Here is a 16,506-nt window from a genome sequence, read left to right as displayed (position 1 = left end):
GGTCGTCAGAGCCCCCGCCGTTCAGAGACCCAGCGCCGCCGACAGGTCGGAGCGCAGGCGGGCGAGCCGCTCTGCCGCCACCCCACGAGCTGCCGCGACGTCGCCGTCGGCACCGACCGGGACCACGGACTCCAGATAGGCCTTGAGCTTGGGCTCGGTGCCGGACGGCCGGACGACCACCCGGTCGCCGCCGTCGGTGACGTACCGCAGGCCGTCGGTGGGCGGCAGGTCGTCGCTGCCGAGGGCGAGGTCGTCGACCTGCACCACCGGCGAGCCGGCGAGCTCGGTCGGCGGCTGCCGGCGCAGCGTCAGCATCGCCTGCACGATGAGCGTCAGGTCGTCGACGCGCACCGACAGCTGGTCGGTGGCGTGCAGGCCGTGCGCGCGGGCGAGGTCGTCGAGGACGTCGAGCAGCGTGCGGTCCTGCGCCTTGAGCTCGGCCGCCAGGCACGCCACGACGACGGCCGCGCTCACGCCGTCCTTGTCCTTCACGGTGCCCGGCGCGACGCAGTAGCCGAGCGCCTCCTCGTACCCGTAGACCAGCCCGGGCGCGCGCGAGATCCACTTGAAGCCGGTGAGGGTCTGGGCGTGCTCGAGGCCGTGCGCCGCGGCGATGCGTCCGAGCAGCTGCGACGACACGATCGAGCAGGCGAGCGTCCCGGACGTCGGCGCGCCCGGCCGGGTCGCGAGGTACTCGCCGAGCAGCGCACCGACCTCGTCGCCGCGCAGCATCCGCCACCCCGACGCCGGGTCGTCGACCGCGACGGCGCAGCGGTCGGCGTCCGGGTCGTTCGCGATCACCAGGTCGGCGCCGCGCTCGTGGGCGGCCGCGAGCGCGAGGTCGATCGCGCCGGGCTCCTCGGGGTTCGGGAAGTCGACGGTGGGGAACGCGGGGTCCGGCTCGGCCTGCTCGGCGACGAGGTGCACGTCGTCGAAACCGGCTCGCCGCAACGCCTCTCGCGCGGTCTCGCCGCCGACGCCGTGCAGCGGGGTCAGAACGACGGACAGGTCGCGCGGCGTGCCCGGGGTGGCGGCGGCAGCGGCGGCGTCGAGATAGGCCTCGTGCACGTCGTCGCCGAGCAGCGTCCAGCCGTCGTCGGGACGCGGCACGTCGGCGAGCTCGCCGACCGCGGCGATGCGGGTGGCGATGGCGGCGTCGGCCGGGGGCACGATCTGCGCGCCGTCCTCGCCCGGGCCGCCGAGGTAGACCTTGTAGCCGTTGTCCTGCGGCGGGTTGTGGCTCGCGGTGACCATGACGCCTGCGTCGGCGCCGAGCTCGCGCACGGCGAACGCGAGCACCGGGGTGGGCAGCGCCGACGGCAGCAGCAGGGCCTCGACCCCGGCCCCGGTCATGACCGACGCGGTGTCGCGGGCGAACACGTCGGAGTTGCGGCGTGCGTCGTAGCCGATCACCACGCGGGGGCGGGTGAGCCCGGTGCTCGGACCGCGGTGCAGCAGGTACGAGGCGAGCCCGGCCGCCGCCCGGACCACGACCACCCGGTTCATCCGGTTCGGGCCGGCGCCGAGCGCGCCGCGCAGGCCGGCGGTGCCGAACTGCAGCGTCCCGTCGAAGCGGTCGGCGAGGTCGGCGGTCGCCGCGGCGTCGCCGTCCTGCGCCCGCTCGACGACCGCGAGCAGCTCGGCCGCGGTCTCGTCGTCCGGGTCGGACGCCGCCCAGGTGCGCGCCGCCGCGACCAGCTCGGGCGCCGGGGTGCTCACGCGATCCGCCGGGTGATCTCGGCGAGCAGGGCCCCGATGCGCGGGCCCGCCTGCCGGCCGGCCTCGAGCACCTCGGCGTGGTCGAGCGGCTCCGGGCTGATGCCGGCGGCGAGGTTCGTCACGAGCGAGATGCCGAGCACCTCCAGGCCCGCGTGCCGCGCGGCGATGGCCTCGAGGGTGGTCGACATGCCGACCAGGTCGGCGCCGATGGTGCGCGCCATCCGCACCTCGGCGGGGGTCTCGTAGTGCGGGCCGGGGAACTGCGCGTAGACGCCCTCGTCGAGCGAGGCGTCGACCTCGCGGGCGACGGCCCGCAGCCGCGAGGAGTACAGGTCGGTGAGGTCGACGAACGTCGCGCCCTCGAGCGGCGAGGTGGCGGTGAGGTTGACGTGGTCGCTGATGAGCACCGGCGTGCCGGGCCCCCACTCCGGCCGCAGCCCGCCGCAGCCGTTGGTGATGACGACCGTGCGGCAGCCGGCTGCCGCGGCGGTGCGGACGCCGTGCACGACCTGGCGCACCCCGCGTCCCTCGTAGAGGTGGGTGCGGGCGCCGAGCACGAGCGCGCGCGACCCGGTGTCGCCGATCGCGATCGACCGCAGCGTGCCGACGTGGCCCGTGACCGCCGGCTCGTGGAAGCCCGGCACCTCGTCGGCCGGCACCTCGGCGAGCGCCTCGCCGAGCAGGTCGGCGGCGCCCGCCCAGCCCGAGCCGAGCACGAGCGCGACGTCGTGGCGGTCGCTGCCGGTGCGCTCGGCGAGCACGGCGGCGGCCTCGCGCGCGGCCTCGAAGGGGTCGGTCGTGGCGGTGGCGTCGTGGGTCACCGGCGAAGACTACCGACGCGCCGGGACGTGCTCAGCCCACCGAGCGGCAGGGCATCGCCCGCACCCGCGACAGGTAGTCGTCGGGCGCGCCGGCCGCCTGGGCCGCCTCGGCGAGCACGCCCAGGTAGCGCGCGCTCGGCAGCCCGCCCTCGTAGGCGTCGAGGACGTAGAGCCAGCTCAGCGCCTCGCCGGTCAGCAGGTCGACCCGCACCCGGACCTTGCGGTAGAGCCCGATCTCGGCACCCTCCCAGTCGTCCAGCGCCTTCTCGTCGGCCGGCGTGAGGTCGTAGACCGCGACGTACACCGACGCGTCGGGGTCCTCGACCACCGTCGCGAGCGCCCCCTCCCAGCCGCGCTCCTCGCCGCCGAAGGTCAGGCGCCAGCCCCGCAGCCACCCCGTGCCGCGCAGGGGGGAGTGCGGAGCCCGCCGGAGCATCTGGGCCGGGTCGAGGTTCGAGCCGTAGGCCGCGTACAGAGCCACGTCGAGAGGGTAGCGACGGCTGGTGGGCCTCCGGCGCAGGCGCACGCCACAATGGGGGGCGATGAGCGAGCAGACGCGCGACACGAGCCCCCCGCAGACCCCGTCCGGGGCGCCGACCCCCGACGAGCCGGGCGAGGTGCGCCCCGGCACCCGCGTCGTCGTGGTCGGCGGCGGCCCCGGTGGCTACGAGGCGGCGCTGGTCGCCGCCCAGCTGGGCGCCGACGTCACCGTGGTCGAGCGCGTCGGCGTCGGCGGCGCCGCGGTGCTCACCGACGTCGTCCCGTCCAAGACCCTGATCGCCACCGCCGAGGTGATGACGCTCGTCGACGGCGCGCACGAGCTCGGCGTCCGGTTCCCCGGCGGGGGCGACCCCGACCCGGGCAAGGGCCTCGCGGTCGACCTCGGGCGGGTGAACGAGCGCGTCCGCGCGCTGGCGCAGGCCCAGTCCGACGACGTGCACCGGCGGCTCGAGAAGGAGGGCGTGCGCGTCGTCGGCGGCACCGCCCGGCTGCTGTCGCCGCAGCGCGTGCACGTCGAGCCGCACGACGGCACCTCGCTCACCCTCGACGCCGACGTCGTGCTCGTCGCCACCGGCGCGCACCCGCGCACGCTGCCCGACGCCCGCCCGGACGGCGAGCGCATCCTCACCTGGACCCAGCTGTACGACCTCGACGAGATGCCCGAGCGGCTCGTCGTCGTCGGCTCCGGCGTCACCGGCGCCGAGTTCGCCTCCGCCTACGACGCCCTCGGGGTCGACGTCGTCCTGGTCTCCTCGCGCGACCGGGTGCTGCCCGGCGAGGACGGCGACGCCGCCGAGGTGATCGAGGAGGTGTTCCGCCGCCGCGGCATGACGGTGATGTCGCGCTCGCGCGCCGAGTCGGTGAAGCGCACCGGCCACGGCGTGCTGGTCACGCTCACGGACGGCCGGACGGTCGAGGGCTCGCACTGCCTGATGGCGGTCGGCTCGATCCCCAACACCTCCGGGATCGGTCTCGAGAGGTCGGGCGTGCGCCTCACGCCGTCGGGCCACGTCGAGGTCGACCGGGTGTCGCGCACGTCGGCGCGGGGCGTGTACGCGGCGGGCGACTGCACCGGCGTGCTCCCGCTCGCGTCGGTGGCGGCCATGCAGGGCCGGATCGCGATGTGGCACGCGCTCGGCGACGCCGTGCGCCCGCTCGACCTGCGCACCGTGTCGGCCAACATCTTCACCGCGCCCGAGATCGCGACCGTCGGGTGGACGCAGGCGCAGATCGAGGCCGGCGAGGCGCAGGGCCAGGTGGTGAAGCTGCCGCTGGCCGGCAACCCCCGCGCCAAGATGCAGGGCATCCACGACGGCTTCGTGAAGCTGTTCTGCCGCACCGGTTCCGGCACGGTGATCGGTGGCGTCGTCGTGGCGCCGAGGGCGTCCGAGCTGATCTTCCCCGTCGCCCTCGCGGTCGAGCACCGGCTGACCGTCGACGACGTGGCCCAGGCCTTCACCGTCTACCCGTCGCTGTCCGGCTCGGTGGCCGAGGCCGCCCGCCGCCTGCACGCCCGCTGACGGGCGCCTCAGCAGACGCGGATGCAGGGGTCGGCGGGGGTGGACGTCGGGCCGGGGCCGGACCCGGCGACGGCGGTGAAGCTGCCGACGAGGAGGCCGACCACGGCCAGGGCGACGGCCAGGGCCACGAGCTGTCTCGTCCTCACCCGTCCACCCTGACCCGCCGTGCCGGGTCGTGCATCCCGAGGATCAGGCGTCGGCGATGCGGCAGACCACGGCGCCGCTGGTGACCGTGGCGCCGACCTCGGCGGCCAGGTCGGTGACGGTGCCGGCCCGGTGGGCCACGAGCGGCTGTTCCATCTTCATCGCCTCGAGCACGACGACCAGGTCGCCCTCGGCGACGGTGTCGCCCTCGGCCACGGCGACCTTGACGATCGTGCCCTGCATCGGCGAGGTGAGGGAGTCGCCGGACGCCGCGGCGCCCGAGCTCTTCGCGGCCGAGCGGCGCGGGGCCTTGGGACGGCCGGCGGGGGCGCCGCCGCCGAGCGCCAGCCCGGCGGGCAGGACGACCTCGAGCCGCTTGCCGCCGACCTCGACGACGACGCGCTGCTTCTCCTCGGCCTCGGGGGCCTCGCCCGGGGTGCCCGACCACTGCTCGATGGTGTTGTCGAACTCGGTCTCGATCCAGCGGGTGTGCACCGTGAACGGCTCGTCGCCGGACGGGGCGAAGGCGGGGTCGCGGACGACGACGCGGTGGAACGGCAGCACCGTCGGCATGCCGTCGACGACCATCTCGTCGAGGGCGCGGCGCGAGCGCTCGAGCGCCTGCTGCCGGGTGGCCCCGGTGACGACGAGCTTGGCCAGCATCGAGTCGAAGGCGCCGGCCACGACGTCGCCGCTCACCACGCCCGAGTCGAGCCGCACGCCCGGGCCGGACGGCGCGACGAACGAGGAGACGGTGCCCGGCGCGGGCAGGAAGCCCCGGCCGGCGTCCTCGCCGTTGATGCGGAACTCGAAGGAGTGGCCGCGGATCTCGGGGTCGTCGTAGCCCAGCGCCTCGCCGGTGGCGATGCGGAACTGCTCGCGCACCAGGTCGATGCCCGCGACCTCCTCGGAGACCGGGTGCTCGACCTGCAGGCGGGTGTTCACCTCGAGGAAGGAGATGGTGCCGTCCTGGCCGACGAGGAACTCGCAGGTGCCGGCGCCGACGTAGCCGGCCTCGCGCAGGATCGCCTTGGAGGCGCGGTAGAGCTCGGCCACCTGGTCCTCGGACAGGAACGGCGCGGGCGCCTCCTCGACGAGCTTCTGGTGGCGGCGCTGCAGCGAGCAGTCGCGGGTCGACACCACGACCACGTTCCCGTGCTCGTCGGCCAGGCACTGCGTCTCGACGTGGCGGGGCTTGTCGAGGTACTTCTCGACGAAGCACTCGCCGCGGCCGAACGCCGAGACCGCCTCGCGCACCGCGGAGTCGAACAGCTCGGCGACGTCGTCGCCCTCGCGCGCGACCTTGAGGCCGCGGCCGCCGCCGCCGTACGCCGCCTTGATCGCGATCGGCAGCCCGTGCTCCTCGGCGAAGGCGATGACCTCGTCGGCGCCCTGCACGGGCTCCTTGGTGCCGGCGACCAGCGGGGCGCCGGCGCGCTCGGCGATGTGGCGGGCCTTGACCTTGTCGCCGAGCGAGTCGATCGCGGCGGGCGGCGGACCCACCCACACCAGGCCGGCGTCGAGCACCGCCTGGGCGAACGACGCGTTCTCGGACAGGAACCCGTAGCCGGGGTGGACCGCGTCGGCGCCGGACGCCTTCGCCACTTCGAGCAGCTTGTCGACCACGAGGTAGGAGTCGCCCGGGGTGGAGCCGCCGAGGGCGTAGGCCTCGTCGGCGACCTTCACGTGCAGCGCGTCGGCGTCCGGCTCGGCGTAGACGGCGACGGAGGAGAGCCCGGAGTCGGCGCACGCCCGCGCGATGCGCACCGCGATCTCGCCACGGTTCGCGATCAGCACCTTGGTGATCGTGCGGGTGGGGGTCGCGCTGTCGCTCACGTCGTCCTCGCTCGTGTCGTCGATGGTCGCTGCGTCGTCGGCCGTGCGGAGCCTATCTGCGCGCCCCGGGCGGCACCCGGGCGCGGTGACGTGGCGCTGCTCACGGGGTCCTCCCGTCGCGCAGGTGCCGCAGGTCCTCGCGGCAGCGCCGCTCGAGCTCGTCGAGCTCGCCGAGCACGGTGTCGATGTCGGCCCGGCGCGCCTGGAGCTCGGCGCGGCGGCCCTCGACCTGGTCGAGCAGGTACTCGAGCTGGCCGGCCTCGCCGGGCACGTCGTCGTACATGTCGACGATCGTGCGGATCTTCTCCAGGTCGAACCCGATCCGCTTGCCGCGCAGCACCAGCCCGAGCCGGACGCGGTCGCGCGGGTGGAAGACGCGGGCCGTGCCGCGGCGCTCGGGGGAGACCAGGCCCTGCTGCTCGTAGTAGCGCACGGTGCGGTGCGTGATGCCGAACTCCTCGGCCACCTCCGCGATCGTCCAGGTGCGCTCCTCGACCATGGCGCCATCGTGCTTGACGTTGACGTCAACGTCAAGCACGATGGACAGGTCCACCGCCGGGCGACCCCCGGACGGCGACCGCCAGCGAGAGGACCCCCACCATGTTCGAGCTGTCCAAGGAGCTCGAGGACTTCCGCGCCTCGGTCCGCGACTTCGCCGAGGCCGAGGTGGCCCCGCACATCGAGCAGTGGGACCGCGAGGGCCACTTCCCGGTGCACCTGGTGCCGAAGATGGGCGACCTCGGCCTGTTCGGCCTGGTGGCGCCGGAGGAGCTCGGCGGCGCGGGACTCGACGAGAGCGCCTTCACCAGCCTCTGCGTGGCGATCGAGGAGCTCGGCCGGGTCGACCAGAGCGTCGGCATCACGCTGAGCGCGGGCGTCGGCCTCGGCATCAACCCGATCCTGTCGTTCGGCACCCCCGAGCAGCAGCAGCGCTGGCTGCCCGACCTGATCGCCGGCCGCGCGCTCGCCGGCTTCGGGCTCACCGAGCCCGAGGCGGGGTCGGACGCCGGCGCCACCCGCACCCGCGCCCGCCTCGACGACGCGACCGGCGAGTGGGTCGTCGACGGCGCCAAGGCGTTCATCACGAACTCCGGCACCGAGATCACCTCGGTCGTCACGGTCACCGCGCGCACCGGGACGAAGGAGGACGGCCGACCCGAGATCAGCTCGATCATGATCCCCTCGGGCACACCCGGTTTCGTCGTCGAGCCCGCGTACCGCAAGCTCGGCTGGCACGCGTCCGACACGCACGGGCTGACCTTCGAGGGCTGCCGGGTGCCGCAGGACCACCTGCTCGGAGACCGCGGCAAGGGGTTCGGGCAGTTCCTGGCCACCCTCGACGACGGCCGCATCGCCATCTCGGCGCTCGCGGTCGGTCTGGCGCAGGCGTGCCTCGAGCTCTCCACCGACTACGCGAAGAGCCGGGTCGCGTTCGGGCGCCCGATCGGCGCCAACCAGGGCGTGTCGTTCGCCGTGGCCGACCTCGCCGTCGCGGTCGAGGCCGCCCGCGCGCTCACCTACAAGGCCGCCTGGCTCAAGGACGAGCTGCACGCCGGCCGCCGCTCGCTCGCCGAGGTGAAGCAGGCCGCCGCGGTCGCCAAGCTCTACTCGACCGAGGCCGCCGTCACCGCCACCCGCGTCGCGACGCAGGTGTTCGGCGGCAACGGCTTCATGGAGGAGTACCCGGTGGCACGGTTCTACCGCGACGCGAAGATCCTCGAGATCGGCGAGGGCACCTCCGAGGTGCAGCGCATGGTCATCGCCCGCGGCCTCGGCCTCCCGGTCGCCTGATGGGCCACCCCACCGACCCGAAGGTGCAGGCGCTGCGCGCCCGGCTGCAGGACGCCCACCGGGCCTCCGCGGCGCCCACCGAGGCGGCCGCCGCCAAGCTCGAGGGCCAGCACAAGCTCTACGTGCGCGAGCGCATCGCGCTGCTTGTCGACGACGGCTCGTTCGTCGAGGACGGCCGGTACGCCAACGCGATGGCGACCGGGCTGCCCGCCGACGGCGTCGTCACGGGCCGCGGCACCGTCGACGGCCGCGCGGTCGTCGTGGTCGCCAACGACCCCACGGTCAAGGCGGGGTCGTGGGGCGCGCGGACGGTGGAGAAGATCATCCGCGCCACCGAGGCGGCCCTGCGCGAGGAGCTGCCGGTCTTCTGGCTCATCGACTCGGCCGGTGCCCGCATCACCGACCAGGTCGACCTGTTCCCGGGGCGCCGCGGCGCCGGCCGCATCTTCCACAACCAGGTGATGCTGTCGGGCAAGGTGCCGCAGATCTGCTGCCTGTTCGGCCCGTCGGCCGCGGGCGGTGCGTACATCCCCGCCTTCACCGACTGCGTGATCATGGTCGAGGGCAACGCGTCGATGTACCTCGGCAGCCCCCGGATGGCCGAGATGGTGGTGGGAGAGCGGATCTCGCTCGAGGAGATGGGTGGCGCCCGCATGCACTGCACCGTCTCGGGCTGCGGCGACCTGCTCGCCACCGACGACGCCGACGCCATCGAGCAGGCGCGCCTGCTGTTCTCGTACCTGCCGTCGAGCTGGCGCGCCGAGGCGCCGACCTACGCGCCGGAGCCGCCCGCGGTCGTGCTCGACGACACCACCGTGCCCGAGGTCGAGAGCCAGCCGTTCGACGTGCACGACGTCATCGAGGGCCTCGTCGACGACGACTCGTTCTTCGAGATCAAGCCGCTGTTCGCCGCCGAGCTCGTGGTCGGGTTCGGACGCCTCGACGGAGCGAGCGTCGGGATCGTCGCGAACAACTCGGCGGTGCGCGGCGGGGTACTGTTCGGCGACTCGGCCGACAAGGCAGCCCGTTTCATCTGGTGGTGCGACGCCTTCAACATCCCGCTGGTCTACCTGTCCGACGTCCCGGGCTTCATGATCGGCTCCGAGGTCGAGCGCGCGGGCATCATCCGGCACGGCGCGAAGATGATCACCGCCGTGTCCGAGGCCACCGTGCCGCAGGTGTGCGTCGTGCTGCGCAAATCGTACGGCGCCGGCCTCTACGCCATGGCCGGCCCGGGCTTCGGGCCCGACGCGACGCTGGCCCTCCCCACCGCGCGCATCGCGGTGATGGGGCCGGAGGCCGCCGTGAACGCGGTGTACGCCAACAAGATCAACGCGATCGAGGACGCCGACGAGCGCGCTGCGTACGTCGCCGCCCGCCGCGAGGAGTACGAGGCCGACATCGACCTCGAGCGGCTCGCGAGCGAGCTCGTCCTCGACGGCGTGGTCGAGCCGGGCGAGCTGCGCGCCGAGGTGGCGCGGCGGCTGCGGTACGCCGCCGGCAAGGACCGCACCTTCAGCCACCGCCGGCACGGGGTGCCACCGGTCTGAGCGGCTCGGGGGCCGGTCAGCCCCGGGGGGCCCACAGGTCGGGCCAGCGCACCCCGACCTCGCCGACCAGCTCGCGCAGCAGCGGAAGGCTCACCCCGACGACGGTGTGGTGGTCGCCCTCGATGCCGCGCACGTACGCGCCACCGAGCCCGTCGGTGGTGAACGCGCCTGCCACGGCGAGCGGCTCACCGGTCGCCACGTACGCGTCGATCTCCGCGTCGTCGACGTCGGCGAAGTGCACGGTGGTCGAGGCGACGGCGCCGATGGTGGCGCCCGTGCCGTCGTCGTCGCGGCCGTCGACCAGCCAGTGACCGGTGTGCAGCACGCCGGAGCGGCCGCGCATCCGCCGCCAGCGGGCGGTGGCCTCGGCGGCGTCGGCGGGCTTGCCGTGCACCTCGCCGTCGAGCTCGAGCACCGAGTCGCAGCCGAGCACGAGGGCGTCGTCGGCGTCCTCGCGCGCCGCGACGTCCTCGGCCTTGGCGCGGGCGAGCACCAGCGCCACGTCGTGCGCGTCGGTGACGCCGTAGCGCTCCACCACCGCCGGCTCGTCGACGTCGGACACCACGACGTCGGGGGCGAGGCCGGCGTTGCGCAGCGTCGTCAGGCGGGCGGGGGAGGCGGAGGCGAGCACGAGTCGGACCACGCGCCGAGGATAGGCGTCAGCCGAGCTCGCGCCGCGTGAGGTGGCTCGCGACGTCGGCGAGCCAGGCGTCGACCTCCTCGAGCCGGTAGCCGGCGCGCTCGCGTCCGAACCGGGTGCCGCGCACGTCGTCGGCGGCCGTCGAGGGCACCAGCGCCATCAGCTCGCGCGCCAGCCGCTCGGCGAAGGCGTCGACCTCGCGCACGGCGTACCCGGACTCGCGGCGGTCGGCGCGCTCGAACCGCGACCCGGCGGGAGCCCTGCCCGGCCCGGCGAGCGCGCGTGCCTGCCGCCGGGCCTCGCGCATCGTCAAGGGAGACGACTTGGCCTGCGAGACAGCGGCTCTGGCCGCCTCGAGCAGGACGTCGAGGTAGTCGTCGACCTCGTCCTGGTCGTACCCGGGCTGCAGGCGCGTCGCCTGGAACGTGGTGGACGCGATGCGGTCGGGCAGGCCGACCGGCACCGGGCCGTGCTCGAGCACCCGCCGCACGTCGTCGACCAGGACGTCGACCTCCTCGCGGTCGTAGCCCTCGCGCCACACGGTCGACGAGAACGCCGGCGGCGGCGGGACGGGCGCCCCCGTCGCGGGGACGAGCCCCTGCGGGCCACGACCGTCGACGTCGACGACCTGCGCGGAGCGCACCGCCTGCTCGACGAGCTCGTCGAGGTAGGTGTCGACCTGCTCCTGGTCGTAGCCGGAGCGCAGCCGGGTGGGGCTGAAGGACACCGACCGGATGCGGCCGACGACGTCGTCGCCGGCGCGAGCCGAGTGGACGAGCGGCACCACCTCGGCGAGGAAGGCGTCGACCTCGGCGCGGTCGTAGCCCTGGCGCGCGCGGGTGGTGCGGAAGGTCGGCGGAGCGGGCACGGCGCCTACCGTACGGCTACGGTGACCGCCGTGGACGTGCGCGCCGGTGTCATCCAGTACGGGCTCGCGCTCGTCGTCTTCTGCGTCCTCGACTACGTCTGGTTGAAGTTCGTGGCGGCGTCGCTGTACCGCGACCTGCTCGGCGACCTGCTCGCCGACCGGCCGCGGGTCGGGGCCGCCGTGGTGTTCTACGCGATCTTCCTGCTCGGCCTGGTGGTCTTCGTGATCCACCCCGCCGTGCAGGCCGACTCGATGACGAGGGCGCTGCTGCTCGGCGCCTTCTTCGGGTTCGTGACCTACGCGACCTGGGACCTCACGAACCTGGCGACCATCCGCGACTTCCCGGCCCGGCTCGTGCCGATCGACATGGCCTGGGGCACGGTGCTCTCCGCCGGGGTGAGCGGCGCGACGCTGGCCCTGTGGCGCGTGCTGCCCTGGACCTGAGGCAGGTCCAGGGCAGCACGGCAGCGCGACGGAGTCAGGCCGTGACGGGCTCCTTGTCGCGGACGTCGACCGCCTCGTCGCGGACGGTGGGGTCCGTGTCGTCGTCGCGCAGGGCGTCGCGGCCCCGCGGGCTGTCGTAGACGGCCTGGTCGAGGATGCCCTCGCGCTTGGCCACGACGGTCGGCACGAGCGCCTGGCCGGCGACGTTCACCGCGGTGCGGCCCATGTCGAGGATCGGGTCGATGGCCAGCAGCAGGCCGACGCCCTCGAGCGGCAGGCCCAGCGTCGACAGCGTCAGCGTGAGCATGACGGTGGCACCGGTGACGCCCGCGGTGGCGGCCGAGCCGATGACCGACACGAACGCGATCAGCAGGTAGTCGGTGACGCCGAGCTGCAGGCCGAAGAACTGGGCGACGAAGATCGCGGCCAGCGCCGGGTAGATCGCGGCGCAGCCGTCCATCTTCGTGGTGGCGCCGAACGGGACGGCGAACGAGGCGTACGCGCGCGGGACGCCGAGGTTGCGCTCGGTGACCTGCTGGGTGAGCGGCAGGGTGCCGATCGACGAGCGCGACACGAACGCGAGCTGGATCGCGGGCCACGCGCCGGCGAAGTACCGCAGCGGGTTCAGGCCGTTCAGCCGCAGCACGACCGGGTAGACCACGAACAGCACCAGGGCGAGGCCGGCGTAGATCGCGACCGAGAAGGTGGCGAGCGAGGCCAGCGAGTCCCAGCCGTAGGCTGACACGGCGCGACCGATCAGGCCGACGGTGCCGATCGGGGCCAGCCGGATGACCCACCAGAGCACCTTCTGCACCACGTCGAGCGCGGAGCGGTTGAAGGCCAGGAAGGTCTCGGCGCGCTCGCCCAGCTTCAGCGCGGCGATGCCGACGGCGATCGCGATGACGATGATCTGGAGCACGTTGAACGACAGCCCGACGCTGCCGTCGTCACCCGCGGACGCCTCCAGGCCGAGGACGTTGGTGGGGACCAGGCCGGTGAGGAAGTCGGTCCAGGTGCCGCCGCTGCCCTCGAAGCCGGCCTCGGCCTCGGTGACCGAGGTGTGCCGGCCGGGCTGCAGCACGAGGCCGAGGGTGATGCCGATCCCGACCGCGACCAGCGCCGTGATCGCGAACCAGAGCAGGGTCTGGCCGGCGAGGCGCGCGGCGTTCGACACCTGGCGCAGGTTGGCGATCGAGGCGACGATCGCGAGGAAGACCAGCGGCGGGACGATGGTGCGCAGCAGCGCCACGAACGACGAGCCGATGGTGCCGAGGGTGGACTCCAGCCAGTTCGGCGCGGGGCCGTCGGCGGTGCCCACGTCCCCGATCTGGACGGCGACGAGCCCGAGGACGACGCCGAGGACGAGGGACAGCAGGATCTGGGCGCCGAAGGGGACGCGGCGCAGCGCGGCGAGCATGAAGGTGTTCTCCGGGGTTGTGGGACGAGCCTGGGGTGGGTGCCCGACGTCAGTGGGTTCCTGGGCGAGCGGACGACGCGGAGGTGCTCAGACGCGTCGACACGCCGCGCTGTCGACCCGGAGCAGGTCGACGTGCAGACGTCGGGTCAGGCCGGTGCTCACGAGGGAGCAAAGTACCTGCATCCCGGACGTATTCCCGCAGCCGTCTCAGCGGTCGGCGCGACCCCCGCCGACCAGCGCCTCGCGCAGCACGTCGAGGCCCAGCGAGCCGAGGTCGAGCGCACGGCGGTGGAAGTCCTTGAGGTCGAACGCCTCACCCTGCTGCCGGCGCACCTCCTCGCGCGCCTGCAGCCACAGCCGCTCGCCGACCTTGTACGACGGCGCCTGGCCGGGCCAGCCGAGGTAGCGGGTGTGCTCGAACCGCAGGAACGACTCGTCCATCCGGCTGTGCGCGCGCATGAAGGCCCAGACCTTGTCGGCGTCCCAGGTGCCGCCGCCGACCTCGGCCGGAGCGGGGAGGCCGCAGTGCAGGCCGATGTCGACGACCACCCGCAGCGCGCGCAGCGCGGAGCCGTCGAGCATGCCGAGGCGGTCGCCCGGGTCGTCGAGGTACCCCAGGTCGGCCATGAGCCGCTCGGCGTACAGCGCCCAGCCCTCGCCGTGGCCCGAGACCCAGCAGAGCAGGCGGCGGAACCGGTTGAGGCTCTCGGCGCGCACCATCGTCTGACCCACCTGCAGGTGGTGACCGGGGACGCCCTCGTGGTAGACGGTCGTGGTCTCGCGCCAGGTGCTGAACGTCGTCACGCCCTCCGGCACCGACCACCACATCCGGCCGGGACGGCTGAAGTCCTCGCTCGGGCCGGAGTAGTAGACGCCGCCGCTGCTGGTGGGGGCGAGGCAGCACTCGAGCCGGCGCACCGGCTCGGGGACGTCGAAGTGCACGTCGGCCAACGAGGCGACGGCGCGGTCGGACAGGTCCTGCATCCAGTCGCGGAAGGCCGGCCCGCCCTCGACGTTGCGCGCCGGGTCGGCGTCGAGGGCGGCGACGGCGTCGTCGACCGAGCCGCCGGGGACGATGCGCTCGGCCACCTCGGCCATCTCGTCCTCGATGCGCCGCAGCTCCTCGAGCCCCCACGCGTAGGTCTCGTCGAGGTCGACGGTGGCGCCGAGGAAGCTGCGGGACCACAGGCCGTACCGCTCGCGGCCGGAGGCGTCGGCGGCCGGCGCCGCCGGCAGCACCTCCTCGCGCAGCACCTGCGCGAGCCGCCCGTAGGCCTCGGCCGAGGCGAGCGCGCCGCGGCGCAGGTCGGCCGCGAGCGCGTCCGGGGCCTCGTGACCGTCCGGCCGGGCGCCTGAGGCGAGCCGGACCCAGAACCCGTCGTCGGTGTCGGCGAGCCCGTCGCACTCCCGCGCCACCGCCTCGACCTGGCGCCGCGACGGCGCCTCGCCGGCGGCGACCGTGCGCCGCAGGCCCTCGGCGTACCCGGCGAGCGCGTCGGGGACCGCCGCCATCCGGCGGGCGACCGTGGCCCAGTCGTCCGCCGTGGTGGTGGCCATCACGTCGAAGACCTCGCGGACGCCCTGGACGGGGCTGGCGATCACGTTGAGCGGGGCGTAGGCGAGGCCCGCGTCGTGCACCTCGAGCTCCAGCCCGAGGCGCTCGCGCATCGCCGCCAGCGTGACCCGGTCGTTGTCGTCGACCGGCTCGAGCGCGTCGAGGCCGGCGAGCGCGCGGCGCGTGAGGCCGGCCCGCTCGTCGACACCCTCCGGCGACAGGTCGGTGACCCGGTCGTCGTGGTCGAGCACCCCCAGCTCGGTCGCGAGCAGCGGGTCGGCTGCGAACAGCTCGTCGGTGTACCGGTCGGCGGCGGCGTCGACCGCGGTCGGGGTGCGGGGCGTGGTCACCGGGCAACGCTATCGGTTGGGGCGCAGCAGGAGTCGTCGCCACAGGTCCGCCAGGTGGCGACCGTAGCGATCTGCGTCCCACCCGCGCTCGGTGAGCAGCGCGTAGTGCTCGACGGAGTTGCTCACCCAGACGAGGTCGGCCACCTCGTCGTCGTCGAGGTCGTCGCGGAGCCGCCCGGTGGCGCGCAGGTCGGCGGCGAGCAGTCGCATGTTGGCCGCCCGGCGGTCCTTGAGCGACTGCCACGTGCGGGCGCAGGCGGCGTCGTGCTGCGCGGCCTGGGCGAGCGCGAGCTGCAGCGGCGCGAGCGCGGGCATCAGCCGGGCCAGGGCGACCGCGTAGAGGTCGAGCTTCTCCTCGGCCGTGACGGCTGCGCGCACCGCCCGGACGTACTCGCGCTGCTCCGCGGGGACGGGCGCGCCGTCGCCGAGGACGGAGTCGACGGCGGCGAGGAGCAGGTCGGGCTTGCGGCCGACCGACGCGTAGACGGTGTCCACCGAGACGCCGGCGCCGCGCGCCACCGCCGTGACCGGTGCCCGCCACCCGTGCTGCGTGAACTGCTCCCGTGCCGCCGCGACGACGGCGGCCCGGGTGGCGCGGGCCTGCTCGCGGCGGACGGCGGAGTCGTAGCTGCGGCTGCCGGAGGGGTCGTTGACCGTGGGGACCACGGGGGCTAGCGTAATTCATCCGAACCGACTTCGGACGAAGGCGGGCGGTCGACGAGGAGGACGCCGTGGACGGTTCGCAGGAGATCGTGCGACCGGTGGTGCGGGCGGCCGGGGCGGCCCGCGCGACGTGGGCGATGGGGTCGCTCTTCGAGCACCTGCTCGAGCCCGGCGAGGGGGACGGCTCGATCGGCGCGGCGCTGGTGACCCAGCCGCCGGGCATCGCGACACCGCTGCACCGGCACACCCGCGAGGCCGAGGCGTTCTTCGTGCTGGAGGGGCACCTGACCTACCGGGCGGGCGACGACGTGCACGAGATCACCGACGGGTCGTTCATCTTCCTGCCGACCGGTGTGCCCCACGCGTTCCGGGTGCGTGGCGACCGTCCCGCGCGGCTGCTGGCGCTGACCGCCCCGAACGGCCTGCTCGGGCTCTACGACGAGGTCGGCGTCCCGGCACCCGAGCACCGGCTGCCGGGCGCGGACGGGCAGCCGCCCGAGGTGGAGCTGCCGAAGTGGGCCGACGTCGGCCCGCGGTACGGCCTCGAGGTGCTCGGCCCCGGTGTGCCCGAGTAGGTCTCAGCCGGGGAGGGCGCTCGCGCGCCAGGCGTCGCGACCTGCTGCGAGCGGTGCGCGGACGGCGCGCCGGGGTGCGCCCCACTCCCGCCGCGGCGACGGCGCCGCCGCC

General features: G+C 74.5%; 16 protein-coding genes. 5 read left to right on the top strand and 11 right to left on the bottom strand.

Annotated features, from left to right (window positions below; all coding sequences use genetic code 11):
- Positions 1-21: 21 nt before the first annotated feature.
- Genes ACYVKY_RS11765 through ACYVKY_RS11755 form a run of 3 tightly spaced genes read right to left on the bottom strand, consistent with a single transcriptional unit; the run spans position 22 to position 3,021 of the window.
- Positions 22-1,719, bottom strand: coding sequence for a phospho-sugar mutase (locus ACYVKY_RS11765; RefSeq protein WP_460435175.1), 1,698 nt, complete (start codon positions 1,717-1,719; stop codon positions 22-24).
- On the bottom strand, positions 1,716-2,540 hold the full coding sequence (locus ACYVKY_RS11760; protein WP_460435174.1) for a purine-nucleoside phosphorylase: 825 nt from the start codon (positions 2,538-2,540) through the stop codon (positions 1,716-1,718). The genes ACYVKY_RS11765 and ACYVKY_RS11760 overlap by 4 nt, the downstream gene beginning before the upstream one ends.
- Before the next feature lie 31 nt (positions 2,541-2,571).
- Positions 2,572-3,021: a gamma-glutamylcyclotransferase gene (locus ACYVKY_RS11755; protein ID WP_460435173.1), complete on the bottom strand. Its 450-nt coding sequence runs from the start codon at positions 3,019-3,021 to the stop codon at positions 2,572-2,574.
- A gap of 61 nt (positions 3,022-3,082) precedes the next feature.
- Between ACYVKY_RS11755 and ACYVKY_RS11750 the strand changes: the two genes are divergently transcribed.
- Positions 3,083-4,561, top strand: coding sequence for an NAD(P)H-quinone dehydrogenase (locus ACYVKY_RS11750; protein WP_460435172.1), 1,479 nt, complete (start codon positions 3,083-3,085; stop codon positions 4,559-4,561).
- 8 nt (positions 4,562-4,569) lie between these two features.
- Here ACYVKY_RS11750 and ACYVKY_RS11745 read toward each other — a convergent pair whose 3' ends face one another.
- From ACYVKY_RS11745 to ACYVKY_RS11735, 3 genes are all read right to left on the bottom strand, one after another.
- Complete coding sequence (locus tag ACYVKY_RS11745) at positions 4,570-4,707, bottom strand: hypothetical protein (protein ID WP_460435171.1); 138 nt, start codon at positions 4,705-4,707, stop codon at positions 4,570-4,572.
- A gap of 43 nt (positions 4,708-4,750) precedes the next feature.
- Entirely contained in the window at positions 4,751-6,541 is a 1,791-nt protein-coding gene (locus tag ACYVKY_RS11740) for an acetyl/propionyl/methylcrotonyl-CoA carboxylase subunit alpha (protein WP_460435170.1), read from the bottom strand.
- 100 nt (positions 6,542-6,641) lie between these two features.
- Positions 6,642-7,040, bottom strand: a complete 399-nt coding sequence (locus ACYVKY_RS11735; RefSeq protein WP_460435233.1) for a MerR family transcriptional regulator — start codon at positions 7,038-7,040, stop codon at positions 6,642-6,644.
- Between the two features lie 101 nt (positions 7,041-7,141).
- On the opposite strand from ACYVKY_RS11735, the gene ACYVKY_RS11730 reads away from it, so the two are divergent.
- A complete protein-coding gene (locus ACYVKY_RS11730) occupies positions 7,142-8,332 on the top strand; it encodes an acyl-CoA dehydrogenase family protein (protein ID WP_460435169.1) in 1,191 nt (396 codons plus the stop codon).
- A complete protein-coding gene (locus ACYVKY_RS11725) occupies positions 8,332-9,882 on the top strand; it encodes an acyl-CoA carboxylase subunit beta (protein ID WP_460435168.1) in 1,551 nt (516 codons plus the stop codon). The genes ACYVKY_RS11730 and ACYVKY_RS11725 overlap by 1 nt, the downstream gene beginning before the upstream one ends.
- Before the next feature lie 16 nt (positions 9,883-9,898).
- Here the strand turns inward: ACYVKY_RS11725 and ACYVKY_RS11720 are convergent, their stop codons facing one another.
- Both ACYVKY_RS11720 and ACYVKY_RS11715 read right to left on the bottom strand, forming a co-directional pair.
- Positions 9,899-10,525, bottom strand: coding sequence for a Maf family protein (locus tag ACYVKY_RS11720; protein WP_460435167.1), 627 nt, complete (start codon positions 10,523-10,525; stop codon positions 9,899-9,901).
- Positions 10,526-10,541: 16 nt separating this feature from the next.
- Positions 10,542-11,390: a DivIVA domain-containing protein gene (locus ACYVKY_RS11715; protein ID WP_460435166.1), complete on the bottom strand. Its 849-nt coding sequence runs from the start codon at positions 11,388-11,390 to the stop codon at positions 10,542-10,544.
- 21 nt (positions 11,391-11,411) lie between these two features.
- Between ACYVKY_RS11715 and ACYVKY_RS11710 the strand changes: the two genes are divergently transcribed.
- Positions 11,412-11,834: a DUF2177 family protein gene (locus ACYVKY_RS11710; RefSeq protein WP_460435165.1), complete on the top strand. Its 423-nt coding sequence runs from the start codon at positions 11,412-11,414 to the stop codon at positions 11,832-11,834.
- Positions 11,835-11,868: 34 nt separating this feature from the next.
- On the opposite strand, the gene ACYVKY_RS11705 is transcribed toward ACYVKY_RS11710, so the two are convergent.
- The 3 genes from ACYVKY_RS11705 to ACYVKY_RS11695 all read right to left on the bottom strand — a co-directional run bounded on the left by ACYVKY_RS11705 (position 11,869) and on the right by ACYVKY_RS11695 (position 15,822).
- Positions 11,869-13,251 (bottom strand): dicarboxylate/amino acid:cation symporter, encoded by a 1,383-nt coding sequence (locus tag ACYVKY_RS11705; RefSeq protein ID WP_460435164.1) that lies wholly within the window; start codon positions 13,249-13,251, stop codon positions 11,869-11,871.
- A 207-nt stretch (positions 13,252-13,458) separates the two neighbouring features.
- Positions 13,459-15,156: a DUF885 domain-containing protein gene (locus tag ACYVKY_RS11700; protein ID WP_460435163.1), complete on the bottom strand. Its 1,698-nt coding sequence runs from the start codon at positions 15,154-15,156 to the stop codon at positions 13,459-13,461.
- A 9-nt stretch (positions 15,157-15,165) separates the two neighbouring features.
- Positions 15,166-15,822, bottom strand: a complete 657-nt coding sequence (locus ACYVKY_RS11695) for a TetR family transcriptional regulator (protein WP_460435162.1) — start codon at positions 15,820-15,822, stop codon at positions 15,166-15,168.
- A gap of 65 nt (positions 15,823-15,887) precedes the next feature.
- Between ACYVKY_RS11695 and ACYVKY_RS11690 the strand changes: the two genes are divergently transcribed.
- Complete coding sequence (locus ACYVKY_RS11690; RefSeq protein WP_460435161.1) at positions 15,888-16,394, top strand: cupin domain-containing protein; 507 nt, start codon at positions 15,888-15,890, stop codon at positions 16,392-16,394.
- Positions 16,395-16,506 lie beyond the last annotated feature (112 nt).

This window comes from Angustibacter speluncae (assembly GCF_054777815.1).
This window is presented reverse-complemented; position numbering and strand designations above follow the sequence as displayed.

Coding starts and splice junctions, on each gene's coding strand:
- ACYVKY_RS11725 (WP_460435168.1), top strand. CDS start 8,332: ATGGGCCACCCCACCGACCCGAAGGTGCAGGCGCTGCGCGCCCGGCTG.
- ACYVKY_RS11735 (WP_460435233.1), bottom strand. CDS start 7,040: ATGGTCGAGGAGCGCACCTGGACGATCGCGGAGGTGGCCGAGGAGTTC.
- ACYVKY_RS11750 (WP_460435172.1), top strand. CDS start 3,083: ATGAGCGAGCAGACGCGCGACACGAGCCCCCCGCAGACCCCGTCCGGG.
- ACYVKY_RS11730 (WP_460435169.1), top strand. CDS start 7,142: ATGTTCGAGCTGTCCAAGGAGCTCGAGGACTTCCGCGCCTCGGTCCGC.
- ACYVKY_RS11705 (WP_460435164.1), bottom strand. CDS start 13,251: ATGCTCGCCGCGCTGCGCCGCGTCCCCTTCGGCGCCCAGATCCTGCTG.